This window comes from Bradyrhizobium sp. WBOS07, assembly GCF_024585165.1.
GTDB classification, from domain to species: Bacteria; Pseudomonadota; Alphaproteobacteria; order Rhizobiales; family Xanthobacteraceae; genus Bradyrhizobium; species Bradyrhizobium japonicum_B.
The window spans coordinates 2,882,074-2,895,960 of sequence record NZ_CP029008.1; the positions used below are offsets into that span (position 1 = coordinate 2,882,074).

At 65.5% G+C, this 13,887-nt stretch carries 18 protein-coding genes; 9 read left to right on the forward strand and 9 right to left on the reverse strand.

Annotated elements, in window-relative coordinates; genetic code table 11:
• Positions 1-112 precede the first annotated feature (112 nt).
• Both DCM79_RS13550 and DCM79_RS13555 read left to right on the forward strand, forming a co-directional pair.
• Complete coding sequence (locus DCM79_RS13550; protein WP_257180259.1) at positions 113-526, forward strand: hypothetical protein; 414 nt, start codon at positions 113-115, stop codon at positions 524-526.
• 117 nt (positions 527-643) lie between these two features.
• Positions 644-889 (forward strand): hypothetical protein, encoded by a 246-nt coding sequence (locus DCM79_RS13555; RefSeq protein WP_028136730.1) that lies wholly within the window; start codon positions 644-646, stop codon positions 887-889.
• Between the two features lie 20 nt (positions 890-909).
• Here DCM79_RS13555 and DCM79_RS13560 read toward each other — a convergent pair whose 3' ends face one another.
• From DCM79_RS13560 to DCM79_RS13580, 5 genes are all read right to left on the reverse strand, one after another.
• Positions 910-1,095, reverse strand: coding sequence for a hypothetical protein (locus DCM79_RS13560; RefSeq protein ID WP_028136731.1), 186 nt, complete (start codon positions 1,093-1,095; stop codon positions 910-912).
• A gap of 208 nt (positions 1,096-1,303) precedes the next feature.
• The gene (gene minE, locus DCM79_RS13565) at positions 1,304-1,585 is read right to left on the reverse strand and encodes a cell division topological specificity factor MinE (RefSeq protein WP_008144923.1); all 282 of its coding nucleotides are present in this window, start codon (positions 1,583-1,585) and stop codon (positions 1,304-1,306) included.
• Complete coding sequence (gene minD, locus DCM79_RS13570; RefSeq protein ID WP_028136733.1) at positions 1,582-2,397, reverse strand: septum site-determining protein MinD; 816 nt, start codon at positions 2,395-2,397, stop codon at positions 1,582-1,584. Before minD ends, minE begins: the two co-directional genes overlap by 4 nt.
• Before the next feature lie 19 nt (positions 2,398-2,416).
• The gene (gene minC / locus DCM79_RS13575) at positions 2,417-3,112 is read right to left on the reverse strand and encodes a septum site-determining protein MinC (protein WP_257180260.1); all 696 of its coding nucleotides are present in this window, start codon (positions 3,110-3,112) and stop codon (positions 2,417-2,419) included.
• Between the two features lie 375 nt (positions 3,113-3,487).
• Positions 3,488-4,492 carry an ABC transporter substrate-binding protein gene (locus DCM79_RS13580; RefSeq protein ID WP_257180261.1) on the reverse strand — a complete coding sequence of 335 codons (1,005 nt, stop codon included), beginning with the start codon at positions 4,490-4,492 and terminating at the stop codon, positions 3,488-3,490.
• A 100-nt stretch (positions 4,493-4,592) separates the two neighbouring features.
• On the opposite strand from DCM79_RS13580, the gene DCM79_RS13585 reads away from it, so the two are divergent.
• The 6 genes from DCM79_RS13585 (at position 4,593) to DCM79_RS13610 (ending at position 9,798) form a co-directional block, all read left to right on the forward strand.
• Positions 4,593-5,240, forward strand: coding sequence for a TetR/AcrR family transcriptional regulator (locus DCM79_RS13585; protein WP_257180262.1), 648 nt, complete (start codon positions 4,593-4,595; stop codon positions 5,238-5,240).
• 83 nt (positions 5,241-5,323) lie between these two features.
• Complete coding sequence (locus tag DCM79_RS13590) at positions 5,324-6,094, forward strand: ABC transporter permease (RefSeq protein WP_257180263.1); 771 nt, start codon at positions 5,324-5,326, stop codon at positions 6,092-6,094.
• A 26-nt stretch (positions 6,095-6,120) separates the two neighbouring features.
• Positions 6,121-7,158 carry an NAD(P)-dependent oxidoreductase gene (locus DCM79_RS13595; RefSeq protein ID WP_257180264.1) on the forward strand — a complete coding sequence of 346 codons (1,038 nt, stop codon included), beginning with the start codon at positions 6,121-6,123 and terminating at the stop codon, positions 7,156-7,158.
• A complete protein-coding gene (locus tag DCM79_RS13600) occupies positions 7,145-7,966 on the forward strand; it encodes a GNAT family N-acetyltransferase (protein ID WP_257180265.1) in 822 nt (273 codons plus the stop codon). Before DCM79_RS13595 ends, DCM79_RS13600 begins: the two co-directional genes overlap by 14 nt.
• A gap of 6 nt (positions 7,967-7,972) precedes the next feature.
• Positions 7,973-9,028: a dihydrodipicolinate synthase family protein gene (locus DCM79_RS13605; protein ID WP_257180266.1), complete on the forward strand. Its 1,056-nt coding sequence runs from the start codon at positions 7,973-7,975 to the stop codon at positions 9,026-9,028.
• A complete protein-coding gene (locus DCM79_RS13610; protein WP_257180267.1) occupies positions 9,016-9,798 on the forward strand; it encodes an ABC transporter ATP-binding protein in 783 nt (260 codons plus the stop codon). Before DCM79_RS13605 ends, DCM79_RS13610 begins: the two co-directional genes overlap by 13 nt.
• A 146-nt stretch (positions 9,799-9,944) precedes the next feature.
• Here the strand turns inward: DCM79_RS13610 and DCM79_RS13615 are convergent, their stop codons facing one another.
• The 3 genes from DCM79_RS13615 to DCM79_RS13625 form a co-directional block, all read right to left on the reverse strand.
• The gene (locus DCM79_RS13615) at positions 9,945-11,036 is read right to left on the reverse strand and encodes a TRAP transporter substrate-binding protein (RefSeq protein WP_257180268.1); all 1,092 of its coding nucleotides are present in this window, start codon (positions 11,034-11,036) and stop codon (positions 9,945-9,947) included.
• Between the two features lie 113 nt (positions 11,037-11,149).
• Positions 11,150-11,407: a hypothetical protein gene (locus DCM79_RS13620; RefSeq protein ID WP_024338019.1), complete on the reverse strand. Its 258-nt coding sequence runs from the start codon at positions 11,405-11,407 to the stop codon at positions 11,150-11,152.
• A 68-nt stretch (positions 11,408-11,475) separates the two neighbouring features.
• Positions 11,476-12,444 (reverse strand): DUF2778 domain-containing protein, encoded by a 969-nt coding sequence (locus DCM79_RS13625; protein WP_257180269.1) that lies wholly within the window; start codon positions 12,442-12,444, stop codon positions 11,476-11,478.
• A gap of 203 nt (positions 12,445-12,647) precedes the next feature.
• On the opposite strand from DCM79_RS13625, the gene DCM79_RS13630 reads away from it, so the two are divergent.
• Positions 12,648-13,085: a DUF1810 domain-containing protein gene (locus tag DCM79_RS13630; protein WP_257180270.1), complete on the forward strand. Its 438-nt coding sequence runs from the start codon at positions 12,648-12,650 to the stop codon at positions 13,083-13,085.
• Positions 13,086-13,094: 9 nt separating this feature from the next.
• Here the strand turns inward: DCM79_RS13630 and DCM79_RS13635 are convergent, their stop codons facing one another.
• The gene (locus DCM79_RS13635; protein ID WP_257180271.1) at positions 13,095-13,871 is read right to left on the reverse strand and encodes a crotonase/enoyl-CoA hydratase family protein; all 777 of its coding nucleotides are present in this window, start codon (positions 13,869-13,871) and stop codon (positions 13,095-13,097) included.
• Between the last annotated feature and the right edge of the window lie 16 nt (positions 13,872-13,887).

Consider the following 13,887-nt stretch of genomic DNA (forward strand, 5'->3'; position numbering starts at 1 on the left):
GCGGGGCCAGTCACGATAGCGCACTCCAGCAGGTGCGACAAATCTGCCCTGGCACCATTGCGGAGCCGCGCGCCGGACGCTAGCCTCGCCAAAAATCGGAGGAAAGACCAGGATGCGCTACGGTTTGCTGATCGCTGCCCTGTTGCTGAGCGCAGCTCCCGCCCAGGCCCAGGACCAGGCTAAGGACCCGGCTAAGGACCACACACGCTCGACCTATGTGACCCTGATGCTGCAAGCCTTCGCCGCCAAGGTTCAATGCCCGGGCACGGACGTCGTCTACCAGGATCTCGTGCAGAGGGCGGAACAGATGCACCTGCCCGAGGGCACCACCGAGAAGGTGCGCAAGGCGATCGCCTGGATGCACACTGGCGGCAAGATGGGCGAGAAGCAGGATGACGATCTGATGGCCGAGGTCGCGGTGGCGACCCAGGCGACAGATCTCAACCAGCGGCGCCTCGGCATGCCGAGCTGGTGCGAGGTGCAGAAGACCAACCTCGCCGGCCTGATCCGCGCCAAGGGCGGCTAAAACGGGCGGTTGACAAGGGCGCGTTAAGCACGCGGCCAGGAGACTGTCCGCCGGCCAACAATTGTCACAATTCTGGCAAGCATGCGGGGCCTCTTCGAAATCGAACAGGAACCTCTCATGCGGATGATCCATGTCGTTTTCGCCGGCACGCTCGCGGCCGCCACGGTGCTGACCGGCCCAGTGCTGGCGAAGAACTCAGACAGCCAGAAAGCCGAGGGCAATTCGCCCTCTTCCGGGTGCAGCGCGTATCAGCAGGCGCCTGACGGGACCTGGGAGCCGCTGCCCTGCAAGGAGGCAGGGGACCGCAACCCGTCGCAAACCCGCCGATCCCAATCGCACGGAACCGAACGCGACGGCCGTTGACGCAGCTCGTGCTGCGGCGGTCAGCCCTGGTGGGGCCCACGCATGATCTTCATGGCGTCGGCGATGTGACGCCACTCCCTGGCCTCGTCGCCCTCGCCGCGGCTCTCGCAAGCCTGGGCCTGCTCGGCGGCCTTCGCGATCGCAGCAAAACCGTGCTGCTCGAGCATCTGCCGCGCAACGGTATGGACCTGGACCTCGGACATCATGGGCGCTCTCCGTCTGACGAAACCGCGTGGCCGTGGCTCGGCTCTCCGCGGTTTTCGGTAACGACTTCGCCGCAGGTCCCGTTCCGCCCGCCATCGATCACATTGGCTGGCCGGGAGCCGGAGTGACGCGAACGACAAAGGCGGCCCGCTATGCCCAGCGGACCGCCTTCTCACCCACCCCGAAATGGCTTGTCGTCGGCCGCGATCCCTACGCGACCGCGGCTTTCTTGCGCTCGAAATCGTTGGGCACCTCGATATCGACCTCCAGGGTCGAGACCTCGTCGCCGCGTTCGAGCCGGACGATGACCTTGGTCGGATCCAGCGTCACGTGCCTGGAGACGACGGCAAGGATTTCCTCGCGCAGCACGCCGAGCAAATCAGGCTGGCCGCGCATTCCGCGTTCATGGGCAAGCAGGATCTGCAGCCGTTCGCGCGCGACGGGTGCAGAGGCCTTGTTGCCGCGGAGAAGCCGAAGCAGACCCATGCTCATGCCGCCCTCCGTCGCAGCAGGCGATCCATGAAGCCTTTGCGCTCGGTCGGCACCTGCATCGGCACGGTGTCGCCGCACAGCCGGCGTGCCGCGTCGATATAGGCCCGCGCCGGAGCGCCGTCGGCATTCGACAGCGTGACGGGCGTGCCGACATTGGAGGCACGCAGCACGTCCTGGCTCTCGGGGATGATGCCGAGCAAGGGCGTTGCGAGGATCTCGAGGATGTCGTCGATCGTCAGCATCTCGCCGCGCGCGGCGCGCGAGGGATCGTAGCGGGTGATGAGGATGTGCTTCTCGACCCGCTCGCCCTTCTCGGCCCGCACGGTCTTGGAATCGAGCATGCCGATGATGCGGTCGGAATCGCGCACCGAGGACACTTCCGGATTGGTGACGATCACGGCCTCGTCGGCGAAGCGCATCGCCATGGAGGCGCCGCGCTCGATGCCGGCCGGGCTGTCGCAGATCACCCAGTCGAAGCGCTCGCGCAGATCGGCGATGACCTTGCCGACGCCCTCTTCCGTCAGAGCGTCCTTGTCGCGGGTCTGGGAAGCCGGCAGCAGCCAGAGGTTCTCCAGCCGCTTGTCGCGGATCAGGGCCTGCGGCAGCTTCGCCACGCCCTGCACCACGTTGATGAGGTCGAACACGACGCGGCGCTCGGCGCCCATCACGAGGTCGAGGTTGCGCAGGCCGACGTCGAAGTCGACGACGACGACCTTGTCGCCGCGCTGCGCCAGCGCCGCTCCCAGCGCGGCGGTGGTCGTGGTCTTGCCCACCCCGCCCTTGCCTGATGTCACGACCAGTACCTTGGCCATCTCAATTGTCTCCTTCTGGTCAGTTCAGCGCGGTAATTCGCATAATGTTGCCCTGCAGGAAGGCCTGGGCCGGCCGACCGCGAAGCGCGGCGTCGATATCGTCGGCGGTCTGATAAAACCCATCGATCGCAAGCAGTTCGGCTTCGATCTTCTGGCAATAGATGCGCGCGCTGGTGTGCCCGTTGACGCCCGCCATGGCGCGGCCGCGCAGGGCGCCATAGACGTGGATCGAGCCGCCGGCGACGACCTCCGCGCCGGAGCCGACCGAGCCCAGGATGGTGACGTCGCCGTCCGGGAAGATCACGGTCTGGCCCGAGCGCACCGGGTTTTCGAGCAGCAAGGTCGGCTTGGTCTCGGACTTCGCCTCGGGCTTCTTCGTCGCGGTCGGCTCGACCACGCAGCTGCGCCCGCCCGACAGCAGCGGCGGCATCATGGGCGTGAGCTTCGCCTCCTCCACGCCCTCGATGCCGAGCACGCGGATATTGCGGTCCTGCAGGCTGGTGAGCAGATGGCCGATGCCGGACTGGCTGAGATCGACCGAGGACAAATCGATCACCACGGGCCGGCCGGCAAAGAAACCGGGCGAGCGCGCAATGGTGGCGTCGATCTCGTGCAGCCAATCCTGCACCGGAACCGTCGGCGTAAACACGAAGGCCACGTAGGAGCGCCCGCGCAAGCGCACCATTTGGCGTTGAGGTTTGACTGCAGCCTCCATAACGGCCGACTCGTTCCCTGTTATTGAATGGTTAACGATGCGGCGGATATGGTTAACGGTCGGTTAATTCTCCGTGGGAATACCTGGCATGGGCTCGGTTGGCGCCACTCTCGTGTCCCGGACGCGCTGCAGCGTGCAACACCGCCGCGCGCAGCCGGGGCCCATTCCACCAGGTCATGTTCTCGGCGAGTGGGCCCCGGCTCTGCAGCGCACCGTCGAAGGGACGCTGCGCTGCGTCCGGGGCACCAGAGAGCAAGGCCCACCCCCTCACACAGCGTCATTGCGAGGAGCTCTTGCGACGAAGCAATCCAGACTGCCTCCGCAGAGACAGTCTGGATTGCTTCGCTGCGCTCGCAATGACGAGGAGAGAGGCCTCTACTTCTTCACCTTGCTCGCATCCATCTTGATGCTCGGGTCCAGCATCTTGGTGGTGAACGCAGTCATCACATCGAACGGCTTCTCCATGCCGAGATAGGTCTGGACCAGTTCGTAATCCTTCTTCATCCGCTCGCCGTCGATCCAGCCGAGACCCTTTGTCGTCGTGAACTCGTCCGTCATCAGGAATTTGATGCGCTCCCACTGGCGCTCCTGGTTCGCCTTGTCGAGCCCGGAGACCTGGTCGAGCAGCGCCTTCAGGCACGGCGTGACGTCGGCGACGCAGGCTGCAAAGGCCTTCTGCGTGACGCGCACGAAGTCTTCCACGACCTTCGGATTCTTCTGCAGGTACGCGCCATTGACGATCAGCGAATTGCCGTAGGGATTGAGCCCGATGTCCTTCCAATTGACGTAGCCGAGGTCGGGCCCGAACTCGATCACCTTCAGATCGTGCTCGTTGTAGAAGTCGCTGATGATATCGACGGTGTGGCTCTTCAGCGCCGCGATCTTCGCGGTCGGCCCGACATTGACGAAGCCGACGGAGTCCGGGGCAAGGCCTGCGGCCTTGGCGAAGGCAGGCCACATCACGCGCGAGGCATCGCCGGGCGGATTGCCGATCTTGTGGCCGGCGAAATCCTTTACCCCGTTCACGCCGTAGCTCTTCAGCCAGTAGAAGGTCTGCCCGGTGTTGGCGTAGACGCTCATCACCGCGACGGTGTCGGCGCCCTTGCTCTTGGCCACCAACATGGTGGCGAGATCGGCGACGCCGAACGGCGAGCCGCCGGAGCCGACCTTGGCGGCGGAGACGCCGGAGCCCTTGCCGGTCTCGATTGTGAGATCAATCCCCGCCTTCTCGTACCAGCCCTGCGCCTTGGCGTAATAATACGGCGAGTGATCGGCCGTCGGCGTCCAGTTGAGGATCAGGTTCACCGCCTCGCCCGCGCTCGCCGGCACCGCCGGCAAGCCGAGCATCAGGGCCACAACAGCCGCCTGCAAACGCTTCATCGCATCTCTCCTCATGCCAGCGACCCGGCTTGTCGCTCTCCTCTTGTGAGGATACCAATGCAACAAGCCCGCCCTCCACTTGTCAACTGTTTGGTTGAAAATGTCCGCAAAACGATCTGGCGACACCGCGCCGCAGCGCCGCGATCCCGTCGCCACCCGCAACAAGCTGCTGACCGCGGCCCGCCAGGAGTTTGCCCGGCACGGCTTTGCCGGCGCCCGCGTCGACGAGATCGCCGAGCGGGCCGGCGTCAACAAGCAGCTCGTCTACCATTATTTCGGCGACAAGGACGCGCTCTACCTCGCCGTGCTGGAATGGGTCTATGAGGACATTCGCGAGCAGGAGCGCAGGCTCAACCTCGAAGGTCTGCCGCCGGAGAAGGCGATCCGCAAGCTGATCGAGGCCTCGTTCGACCATCTGGCCGCGAACCCCGATTTCATCGTTCTCTTGAACGATGAGAACCGCGGCGGCGCCCGCCACGTCCGCGGCTCGACGCGGCTGGAAGCGATGCATTCCCCGCTTGTGAAGAGCGTATCGCACATCCTGAACGAAGGGGTGCGTGGGGGCGTGTTCCGCAAGGGGATCGATCCGGTTCAGCTCTATATCTCCATTGCCGGCCTGTCCTATTTCTTCTTTTCCAACACGCCGACGCTGTCGGCGATATTCGGCAAGGACCTGTCGAGCCGCGCCCAGCGCCGCGCCCGCCGCCGCCACGTCGCCGACCTCGTGCTGCAGTCGCTCCGACCATAATCAACCAACTGGTTGAAACTTTCCCCGAACGCGGCTAGGCTCGCGACCTGCGGCCGCGTTGCCGCGGCAACAGGGAGCCATCGGTGGCAGGAGACAGGGCCCGCATCCCGCGCAGCTTCGCGATCATCCTGATCGTGCATCTCGCCATGCTCGTGCTCTGGCAGGTCGCGGTCGACGCCTTCCAGGTCCCTAAATTCATCCTGCCCTCCCCGCTGGCGACGATCCAGACGCTGGGCACCGCAGGCTATGCCTGGGGCGCCAACACGCTGGTGACGGCGGTCGAGATCCTCGGCGGCTTCGCGCTCGGCGCCGTCGTCGGCGTCGCGCTCGCCGTGATCTTCAGCTGGGCGCCGCTGCTGAGCCTGATGCTGCTGCCGCTGTTCGTGACGCTGAACATGATTCCGAAGGTCGCGCTCGGCCCGCTCTTCATCGTCTGGTTCTCCTACGGCATCGTGCCGAACATCCTGATTGCCTTCAGCATCTGCTTCTTCCCGATCCTGCTCACCACCGCGCGCGGCCTGCGCGAGGTCGAGCCGGATCTGCTCGATCTCGTCAAATCGCTACGCGGCTCGCGCTGGACCCTGTTCCGCAAGATCCAGCTGCCGGGCTCGCTGCCTTACATCTTCTCCGGCATGAAGGTCGGTGCCATCCTGGCGGTCGCCGGCGCCATCGTCGGCGAATTCATCGCCTCCGAGCGCGGGCTCGGCTACCTCATGATCCAGGTGCAGTCCTCGCTGGACACGCCCGCGATGGTGATGGCGGTCGTGCTGCTGACGCTGCTCGGCGTCGCGCTCTACGGCCTGGTGCTGGCCCTCGAACGCATGTTCGTGGTCGGCGACGCAAGACAGACCTGACAACGGCAGACCTGAGGACCCAATCCATGCTGCTCACCCGCCAGACGCTGCCGAAGACCATCCCCGATATCGCAGCCCTCGACGACCTCTTGTGCCGGCCGACGCAGGCACTGATCGACGACCTTGCCAAGGTCGAGGGCGACATCATGATCCTCGGCGTCGCCGGCAAGATGGGCCCGACGCTGGCGGGCCTTGCGAAAGCCGCGGCGCCGGATCGGCGCGTCATCGGCGTCGCCCGCTTCAGCGACGCGGGCGTGAAGGACTGGCTGCACGCGCGCGGGGTCGAGACGATCAATTGCGACCTGATAGACGAGACGGCGATTGCGGCGCTGCCGAAGGCGCCGAACATTGTCTTCATGGCCGGCCGCAAGTTCGGCGCCGAGGGCGACCTGTCACTGACCTGGGCGATGAACGCGCATGTGCCCGCCTTGGTGGCACAGGCCTTCCCGTCCTCGCGCATCGTGGCGTTCTCGACCGGTTGCATCTATCCCTTCGTCCCGGTCGACGGCAAGGGCTCGACCGAGGACATGGCGCCGAATCCACCCGGCGAATACGCGCAGTCCTGCGTAGGCCGCGAGCGCATGTTCGAATACTTCTCGCGCAAGCTTGGAACGCCGGGGCGGCTGTTCCGTCTCAATTACGCGATCGACATGCGCTACGGCGTGCTGCACGACATCGCGACGAAGGTGCTCAACGGCGCGCCGATCGACGTCAGCCTGGGCCATGTCAACTTCATCTGGCAGGGCGATGCATCCGCGCAGGCGCTGCGCTGTCTCGCCCATTGCACGACGCCGACCTCGCCGATCAATGTCAGCGGCCACGAGATCCTGGCGGTACGCGATCTCGCCCAAAAGTTCGGCGCAAGGTTCGGCCGCACGCCGGTGCTGACGGGCAAGGAAGAGCCGACGGCCTGGCTGACCGATACGTCAAGAGCGGTCGAGCTGTTCGGCCTGCCGGTAGTTGATACCGAGCAGCTGATCGCCTGGACCGCCGATTGGGTCGCGCGCGCCATGCCGAGCCTCGGCAAGCCCACCAAATACGAGGTGCGCGATGGACGCTACTGAGGCCCCGCCTGTCCTCAAGCTTGGCGTGCAGGACGCGATCGCGGGGCTGGCGCTCTCGACCGAGGCGCACTGGAATCAGACCGAAGAGGACTGGCGCATCTTCCTGCGCGACGGCATCGTGTTCGGCATCCGTGACGGCGCGCGGCTGGTCGCGACCGCCGCCCTGCTGCCCTATTCCGGCGACAACGCCTGGATCAGCATGGTTTTGGTGTCAGCAACGCATCGCCGCCGCGGCCTTGCAACACGCCTCGTCGATGCGTGCCTTGACACCGCACGGAAGAACGGCCTGACGAGTTGGCTCGACGCTACGCCCGACGGCGCTGCCGTCTACGGCCCGCTTGGGTTCACGCCGACGCTGCAATTGCGCCGGTTGAAGCTGGCGAGGCCTGCGCGAGCGGAAGCGCCGCCATTGTCGTTAGCGACGCTCGATGCGCTTGCGATGCGGGATCGGCATGCGAGCGGCTTTGACCGGACCGCGCTTCTCTCCGCCTTCGCCCAGCGTCCCGGCTCGCGCATCGTCGGCACTGACGGCGCCATCGCGCTGGTGCGCGACGGCCGTACCGCCCGCCATATCGGTCCGCTGTTGGCCGACAATGCCGCGGCAGCCCTGGCTTTGGTTGACGCCATCATGCGCTCCGAGACCAGCCCGCTCCTGCTCGACGCCGTCGCCTCGCAAGCCGCGTTCCTCGAAGGCTTGGCTGCCTCCGGCTGGACCATCGAGCGCCCGTTCCAGCGCATGCGGTTCGGCCCCGCCACCGTCACGGGTGAGGAACCCCCATTCGCCGTCGCCGGCCCCGAATTCGGATAGGACATCATGCACCACAGCCAGATCAACAGTGACGTCCGCAGGCTGATCAATGAGGGCACTGTGCTGCCGGCGCATCCCCTCGCGCTCACCGCCGAACGTCAGCTCGACAAAAAGCATCAGCGGGCGCTGACGCGCTATTACATCGACGCAGGCTCAGGCGGCCTTGCAGTCGGCGTGCACACCACGCAGTTCGCGATCCGCGATGTCGGCCTTTACCGCCCCGTGCTCGAGCTCGCCGCCGAGACCGCGGCGAACTGGACCAGGCGTCCGCTGGCGATGGTTGCGGGCCTCGCCGGTCCGACAACGCAGGCGGTCACCGAAGCCCGCACCGCGCGCGACATCGGCTATCACGCCGGCCTGCTCAGCCTCGCCGCGATGAAGAGCGCCTCCGAGGACGAGATCATCGCGCATTGCACGGCAGTCGCGGCCGAAATCCCGCTGGTCGGCTTCTATCTCCAGCCGGCCGTGGGCGGCGTCGTCCTGTCGAGCCGGTTCTGGCAGCGCTTCGCCTCGATCGACAACGTCATCGCGATCAAGATCGCGCCGTTCAACCGCTACCGGACGCTCGATGTGCTGCGCGGCGTTGCGGCGGCAGGCGCGCTCGACCGCGTCGCGCTCTACACCGGCAACGACGATCACATCCTGCTCGATCTCACCTTGCCCTTCGACCTGCGCGACAACGGCGTCACCACCCGCACTTACTTCAGGGGCGGCCTGCTCGGCCACTGGTCGGTATGGACCGCGAGCGCGATCAAACAGTTCGAGCGCTGCAAGGCGGCACGGCACAAGGACAGCGTGCCGGCCGAACTTCTCGCACTCGATGCCCGGGTCACCGACTGCAACAGCGCCTTCTTCGATGTCGCCAACAATTTTCACGGCTGCATCGCAGGCTGCCACGAGGTCCTGCGCCGCCAGGGCCTGATGCGAGGCCTGTGGTGCCTCGATCCGAACGAGGGCCTCAGCCCCGGCCAGAAGGAGGAGATCGACCGCGTCACGCGCGATCACGCCGACCTCAGCGACGATGCCTTCGTCGCCGCGAACCTGAACAAATGGCTGGCATGAGTTCGGCCCCCTTCATCAGCCTGCAGGGCGTCCGCAAGGTCTATCGCAGCGGCGGCGCCGAATTCCTGGCGGTGTCCGACGTCACCATGGACGTGCAGGAAGGCGAGCTCGTCTCGCTGGTCGGCCCGTCCGGCTGCGGCAAGACCACGGTGATGAAGATTCTGGCCGGCCTGCACGGCGCCGACGGCGGCACGGTGACGATCGGCAATGCCGACAGCCCGTTCGATCCGACCCGTGACATCGGCATGGTGTTCCAGCAGGCGCTGCTGCTGAAGTGGCGGACGATCCTGGACAACGTGCTGTTGCCGGCCGAGATCGTCGGGCTGCCGATGAAGGCCGCGCGCGAGCGGGCGCGCGACCTGCTCAACCTGGTCGGGCTCGCCGGCTACGAGCACAAATATCCGCAGCAGCTGTCCGGCGGCATGCAGCAGCGCACCGCCATCGCGCGCGCCTTCATTCACGATCCCAAGCTGATCCTGATGGACGAGCCGTTCGGCGCGCTGGATGCGCTGACGCGCGAGCAGATGAACCTGGAGATGCTGCGGATCTGGCGCGAGAGCGGCAAGACCATCATCTTTGTCACGCATTCGATCCAGGAGGCCGTATTCCTGTCCTCGCACTGCGCCGTGCTGACGGCTGGACCCGCGAAGATGGCCGATTATTTTCCAATCGACCTGCCCTTCCCGCGCGACCTGCCGCTGAAGACCACCGATGCGTTCGGGGCGTATGCGCGAAGGATCTACGCGAAGTTGGGATTGGGCGCCGCGTAATTCACCACACGATTCCCGTAGGGTGGGCAAAGCGAAGCGTGCCCACCATTGCCCATGAAGTGAAAGAACGTGGGCACGGCGCAAGTGCGCCTTTGCCCACCCTACGAAAGCCGGACGCGGCATGAACACCGCGCCCACTCCTCGCGTCAGCTCTTGTTGCGCATCTTGCTGAGCAGATAGTTGTCGTAGAAGTTCTCCGCGATCTGCGTGTAGAACAGCAGCTCCTTCATATACGCGTCGTGGCTCTCCTTGGTGCGCTTGAACAGGTCGCTCTTGGCGGCGAGCTCGTTGAGATGGTCCTGGGTCGCGTTGTAGCAGGCCTCCAGCACCGGCTGCGGGAACGCTTTCAGCTCGGTGCCGTTCGCGATCAGCCGCTTCAGCGCGCCCGGGTTCACGCTGTCGTATTTCTCGACCATCCACGCCCCGGCGGCTGAGCCCGCCTGGTTGACGATCGCCTGGTATTGCTTGGGCAGCGAATTCCACTTCTCGTCGTTGACGATCATGTGCAGCATGGCGCCGCCTTCCCACCAGCCAGGGAAGTAATAGTACTTGGCGACCTTGTAGAAGCCGAGCTTCTCGTCGTCATAGGGACCGACGAACTCGACCGCGTCGATCGTGCCCTTCTCCAGCGCCGGATAGATGTCGCCGCCCGCGATCTGCTGCGGGACGACGCCGAGCTTTGCCAGCACGTGGCCGCCCATGCCGGCGATGCGGAATTTGAGACCCTTGAGGTCGTCGACGGTCTTGATCTCCTTGCGGAACCAGCCGCCCATCTGGGTGCCGGAATTGCCGCAGAGGATGGCATGGGCCTTGAACGGCTTGAGCGCCTCGTTGGTGAGGTCGGCGCCGCCGCCGAAGTGCCACCACGATTCCTGATGGCGATGGTTCATGCCGAAGGGCGCGCCGGTGGCATAGGCCAGAGCGGGCTCCTTGCCGATGTAGAAATAGAGCGGGGTCTGCGCCATCTCCACCGAGCCGGTGCTGACGGCGTCGAGCGCCTGCAGGCCCGGAACGATCTCGCCGGCCCCAAAGGTCTGGATCTGGAATTTGTTGTCGGTGGCCTCCGCGACGTATTTCGCGAAGGTCTGCGCGGTGCCGTAGATGGTATCGAGCGACTTCGGGAAGCTCGAGGTCAGGCGCCATTTGATCTCGGGCGTGCTCTGCGCGATCGCAGGTGCGGCAACCAGCGTCGTCGCGCCGGCAACCGCGCCGCCCTTAAGGAATGTACGGCGTTTCATGATGGGCTCTCCTGAAAGTAAGGTTCAACATACGGCTTGCGGCAACGATCTTCGCGGATCGTTTGCCCGTTCCTGCAGCGGAGTTCAAGCCGTGCGGAGAAGGCCGCAGGCCTTCAGAGCAGCTTCGCGCTGACGAACAGCGCGCGCACGGCGTTGGTTGCCTGCACCGCCAGCATCGCATTACCGGCCGCGCCTTCCAGGGCCGCGACGGCGTCCTCGTGCAGGGAGCGGAATTCCATCCACTCGACCGACTTGAAGTTGGTGAGGAATTGATAGGCCTGGCCGACAGTCGCGATCGCCAGCGTGTCGCCGTTCAGCTTGATCTTGAACGTCGTACGCAGCGGGGTCTCGGAACTTGATGGATCGCTCATGGGCTGCTTCTGGACGATGACGGCTTAACGGAGGGGAAACGGCAGCCCTGCCCTGGCAGGCAAGAATATCAGGAATCGGTGCTCGCGCGCCGCGAGGCGGTCGCCGCCCCGCTCAGGCTCGGCACCACGACCAGGCGGTTGAACTCGCCGTTGTCGTAGGCTTTGAGGAAACGATCATGCTCCTTGATCGAGACGCAGCCGTTGGAATCGCCACGGGGCCCGAGCAGGTAGCCATGGGTGAGAAGGCCGACGCGGCCGAGCGCGCTGGTGCCCTCGGTCGGCGTCAAGCGCAGCGCGCGGGTGCCGTGGAACAGCTTCTCGCGCGGCTTCAGATCATAGATCGCGGGCGGGGTCGCGCCGACCATGCGCTGATCGACATGATCGGGATCGTCCATCAGCGCGCCCATGCCGGAATGGGCTTCCAGCGCGACGCCGCTTGGCAGGTAAACCGCCTTGGCCTTGATGTCATAGACTGCGGTCCGCGAATCGTAGCCGAGGGCGGCGAGATCCGGCGCCTTGCCGAACAGGCCGTCGCCGGGCGTCAGCGAGGCCAGCCGGATCTTGTCGCTGAATTTCTCGAAGAAGTTGCGGTTGTCGGCCCTGGGATTGGTGGTGTCGGCATAGGCCTGGCTGGAGGCGATCTGGGCCGAGAGGTCCGCCTGAACCGGGCGCGAGCGCGGCATCGGGATGGCGTCGGCATGCTGCGAGGCCCTGGCCTCCTCGGTCAAGTGACGGTCGTCGTCGGTCAGGGTCGAACGCCAATCACCGCCCTGAAGCTTCTGCGCCAGCATCGCCTTGGCGTCGCGGAGCTTGAGCTGGACCGCATTCAGGGCAGAGCGCTCCACCGTCCGCAGCCCGAGGTCCCGAGCCGGCGGATTGCCGGACGCCGAAGCGAAGCGGTCCTCAAAGGAAGGGGTATTGGCCGGCGGCAGGGCGGCGGAGACCAGCGCGCTGGAATCGCTCAAGCTCGAAGCTCCGATGTCCGCGACCCAGGCGGCGGCGCCCAGCGCCAGCGCGACGGCAGCCAGAGACAGCAAAACGCGCTCGGCCCGCCCTATACGGCGGCGCGGCAACAGCCTCTCGGCGCGAGCGCGGTCGGAAACCATCAGATCCCCAAATCGATTCCCCGGGGGGGCCCAACCCCCACCCGGAGACTCTATATCAGCTACCACATTGGGAGCCAAAAGTTAGGCATAATCGCGGCCGGCAAGGGCCCGACAAGGCATCTCCGGGGTATCCAATGACCGATCCTTTCGATCTCGAGCGCTTCGTCAGGGCCCAGGACCCGGTTTTTCGCGCCGTCGAGGCCGAGCTGGCCCGGGGCCGGAAGCAGACTCACTGGATGTGGTTCGTCTTCCCGCAAATTACCGGTCTCGGCTCCAGCGCCCTGTCGCAGCGCTACGCCATCGGCTCCCGCGCCGAGGCCAAGGCCTATCTCGCCCATCCCGTGCTCGGGGCCCGCCTGATCGAATGCGCCGGGCTCGTGCTCGCCGTCCAAGGGCGGAGCATCAACGCGATCCTCGGCGCGCCCGACGACGCCAAATTCCGCTCGTCGATGACGCTGTTCGGCGCGGTGTCCGATGAGCCCATTTTCGGCGCGGCCCTCGCCCGCTATTTCGCAGGCGAGAGCGATGCCGCGACGCTGGAGATCCTGTCGCAGCTGGACCGGCAGGCCTGAAGCCGTTGATCAACGCCCCTGGAAGACTGCGGCACGGCGCTCGATGAAGGATTGAATGCCTTCCTTTGCATCGGCGCTTGCGAGCACGCGGGCGCGAATGTTCGGGATGTAGGCGATCGCGGCCGCCTCGCCAGCTTCAACGTATTTCGCCGCCGCTTCCTTGGTGACCTGGATGCCGAGCGGGGCATTGCGCGCGATGATGGCAGCGAGCGCCATCGCGCGCTCGACCTGCTCGCCTGCCGGCACGACCTCCTGGACGAGGCCGATCGCATGAGCGCGCTCGGCCGAGAACTCGTCGCACAGGAACAGATGGTACATTGCATCGCCCCAGCCCGCGCGCGACAGGAAACGGAAATGCGCGCCGCCCAGTGGCGCGATGCCGCGCTTGGATTCCATCTGGCAGAAGCGCGCATCCGCAGCGGCTACCACGATGTCGCCGGCGAGCATCAGCTCGATGCCGACGGTGAACACGATGCCTTGCACGGCGGTCACGACCGGCTTGCGGCAGCGCTTGGCAAGGCCGAACGGATCGACATTGCCTTCCTTGATGGTGCGCTTCTCTGCGGAAGGGCCGAAGAATCTCGGCATGTCGAGACCCGCGGTGAAATCCCTGCCCTCGGCGCAGACGACGCCGACGCGGTAAGTCTCGTTGTCGTGCAGCTCGGTCAGCGCATCGGACAATTGCTCCATCATCGCCGGCGTGAACGCGTTCTTCTTGGCGGCGTTGTCGATGATGATCTTGAGAACGTAACCATGCACCTCGGTGCGAATGTGTCCCTCGCTCATACGTTTCTCTCCATGA